Annotated in this window: 2 protein-coding genes; both read right to left on the minus strand. The window is 70.1% G+C overall.

Annotated elements, in window-relative coordinates:
• Positions 1–1,671 (minus strand): glutamine--fructose-6-phosphate transaminase (isomerizing) (gene glmS / locus QN345_RS17720; protein WP_323508990.1); only part of this gene is annotated, 1,671 nt, incomplete at its 3' end.
• On the minus strand, positions 1,671–2,729 hold the full coding sequence (locus QN345_RS17725) for an NAD-dependent epimerase/dehydratase family protein (RefSeq protein ID WP_134562096.1): 1,059 nt from the start codon (positions 2,727–2,729) through the stop codon (positions 1,671–1,673). The genes QN345_RS17725 and glmS, both read right to left, overlap by 1 nt.
• Positions 2,730–2,791: the final 62 nt, after the last annotated feature.

Below are 2,791 nucleotides of genomic sequence, written 5' to 3' on the forward strand. Positions count from 1 at the left end.
AGGTCGAGGTCGTCGATCAGGAGGAGGGTTGTCTCGGGGGTGAAGTCGCGGATCAGGGCGAGGAGTTCCGCCGCGCGCGCGCACCTCGGCGATATTCCCGGCCAGCCGGGGATCGTCGTCGTCGATCACGACGACAGGGGTGCCCTCCTCGACGAGCGCGAGCGGACCGTGCTTGAGTTCGCCGGCCGGGTAGGCCTCCGCCCAGCGATACGTGATCTCCTTGAGCTTGAGTGCGCCCTCTGCGGCGTATGCGACACCGGCGCCCCGCCCGAGGAACAGGAACCCCTTGGCGCCCCGCACCTCCTCGACGAGGGGAGGAAGCAGCGCCCGCGCGGCGGCTGCGGCCTCCGCGAGTTGTTCCGGAATCAGGTACAGGTCGTTGACGAGCCGGTGGGCCCTGGCCACATCCATCCTGCCGCTCGCGACGAGCGACGAGATCACGAGCCCGGTGCCGACGATGACCTGGCAGACGAACGTCTTCGTCGCGGCGACACCGATTTCCGGCCCGGCCGCGCAACTCACGACGGCGTCGACCTTGCGGCCGAGCGTCGAGTGCACGTTGTTGACGAGGGCAAGCACCGGGGAACCCTCCGGTCCCTCCTCGAGGGCCCGGAGCACGTCCGCGGTCTCGCCAGACTGGCTGATCATCACCGTGAGCGTTCCCGGTTCGACGACGGAGCCCGCCGCTTCGCTCGCGACGACGGAGGAGTGGCCGAGCCCGCCGAGCCGGCTGAGTGCGGAACCGATGACCTCTCCGGCGTTGAGGGAGGTCCCGCACGCGACCACCCGCATCCGGTCGAACCGGGGCAGGCCGAGGTCGTTCCAGAGCTCGCCGGTCGCGATCCGGCCGCCGACCTCGTCGAGCAGGCGGGCTGCGGCCTCCGGCTGCTCCCGGATCTCGGCGGCCATGTGGTCGTCGGCCTCGACGGTCAGCGAGAACTGCGGCCGCGGCGGCCGCGGGATGGCCGGGGGAACGGCGGCCGGGATCCCGGAGTTGGTCCAGACCAGGTCGTTCGTGACCTCGACGACGTCGCCGTCCGCGAGGATGTGGAATTCGTCGACCCAGTCGCCGATCGCAGAGATGTCGCTCGCGAGGAAGATCCCCGCCGCGGAACGGGCAGCGAGCAACGGCGAGCGGTGTGCGGCGGCGACCATGCGCCCTGTCCGTGCGTCGAGGACGACGAGGGCCCACGAGCCGGTCAGCTGGGCGACCGCGGCGCTCACCGCTCCGAGCAGGTCGTCGGAGTCGAGCAGGCGGTCCTCGACGAGGTGGCAGATGACCTCACTGTCGACCTCGGAAGAGAACCGGTGCCCGGCATGCACGAGCTCGGCGCGCAGCCGGTCCGCGTTGTCGAGGATGCCGTTGTGCACGACGCTCAGGCGGCCCTCGCAGTCCTGGTGAGGGTGCGCGTTCTGAACGCTCACGCCGCCGTGGGTGGCCCAGCGGGTGTGGCCGATGCCGGTGCCTGCGAGCAGGGGGCCGCCCCACTCCTCGACAAGCCCGGTGAGGGAGTCGACGCGCGAGATCGTGCGGAACACGGCCGTCGTGCCGTCTTCAGCGGACACGGCGATGCCCGCAGAGTCGTAGCCGCGGTACTCGAGGCGTTTGAGTCCCGCGACGAGATAGCCGGGCGCAGGTTCGATGGCGCGACAGGCGATGATCCCGCACATCAGAGCAGCCCGGGGATCTGGCTGCCGGCGGCGACGAGGCCGGGGGCGTGCGGATGCAGCGGCGAACCCGCGAGGGCCATGGCCTCGTTGGCGTTTCCGCCGCCCGCCGCGGCACCGGCCACGTTCCGGATCACGTCGTCGAGCGGGGTACTCGGTTCGAAGTCGACGAGCTTCCGCGCGAGGCCGTTGTTGGGGACCCGGCGACGCATGTCCTCGTAGCCGGGGGCGTACGCCTGCTCGTAGGGAATCAGGCTGATGTCGCTCGTCGAGCCGAGGACGTCGATCACGCGCTCGGCGAGGCCGAGGATCGAGATCTCCTGGGCGCCGCCCATGTTGACGGCCAGGCCGTACGCGGCCGGAGTCTCTGCGAGCCGGACGAGGGCGGGCACGATGTCGCCGACGTAGGAGAAGCAGCGGGTCTGTCGTCCGTCGCCGAAGACCGTGAGTGGTTCCCCTCGCTGCGCCTGGCCGACGAGGTTGGGAAAGACCATGCCGTAACGCCCGGTCTGCCGCGGCCCGACCGTATTGAACAGGCGCACGATGGCAACCGAGAGTCCGAACTCACTCCAGTAGGCGTGCGCGAACGCCTCATCGATCCCCTTCGCGGCGGCGTACGTCCACCGGGACTTGAGGGCGGAGCCGAGGATGCGGTCGGACTCCTCGTCGAGGCTGTCAGCGGTGTTCTTCCCGTAGACCTCGCTGGTCGACGCGAGCAACAGGGTCGCCCCCGCGGCGACGCACGCGTCGAGGACGTTCTCGGTGCCGTGGATGTTGGTGCGCAGGCTCGTCAGGGGCTCCTCGACGATGAGCTTGACGCCGACGGCCGCGGCGAGGTGGAAGACCCGGTCACGCCCGGAGATGAGGTCGGTGACGAGTGCCCTGTCGAGGATGCTGCCCTGGACGAACCGCAACCGGGGGTTGTCACTGACCCTGGCGAGGTTGCGGAGCGAACCCGTCGAGAGGTTGTCGAGCACGATGACGTCGTCACCCTGCTCCAGCAGGTATTCGGTGAGGTGGCTGCCGATGAAGCCGGCGCCGCCGGTGATCAATGATTTCACGGTGGTTCTCCGATCGAAGGGGTGGGCAGGGCAACGGATGCCCGGGGCCGCGCGGCCCCCCG

The organism is Cryobacterium sp. 10I1 (assembly GCF_035019805.1).
Lineage (GTDB): Bacteria > Actinomycetota > Actinomycetes > Actinomycetales > Microbacteriaceae > Cryobacterium > Cryobacterium glucosi.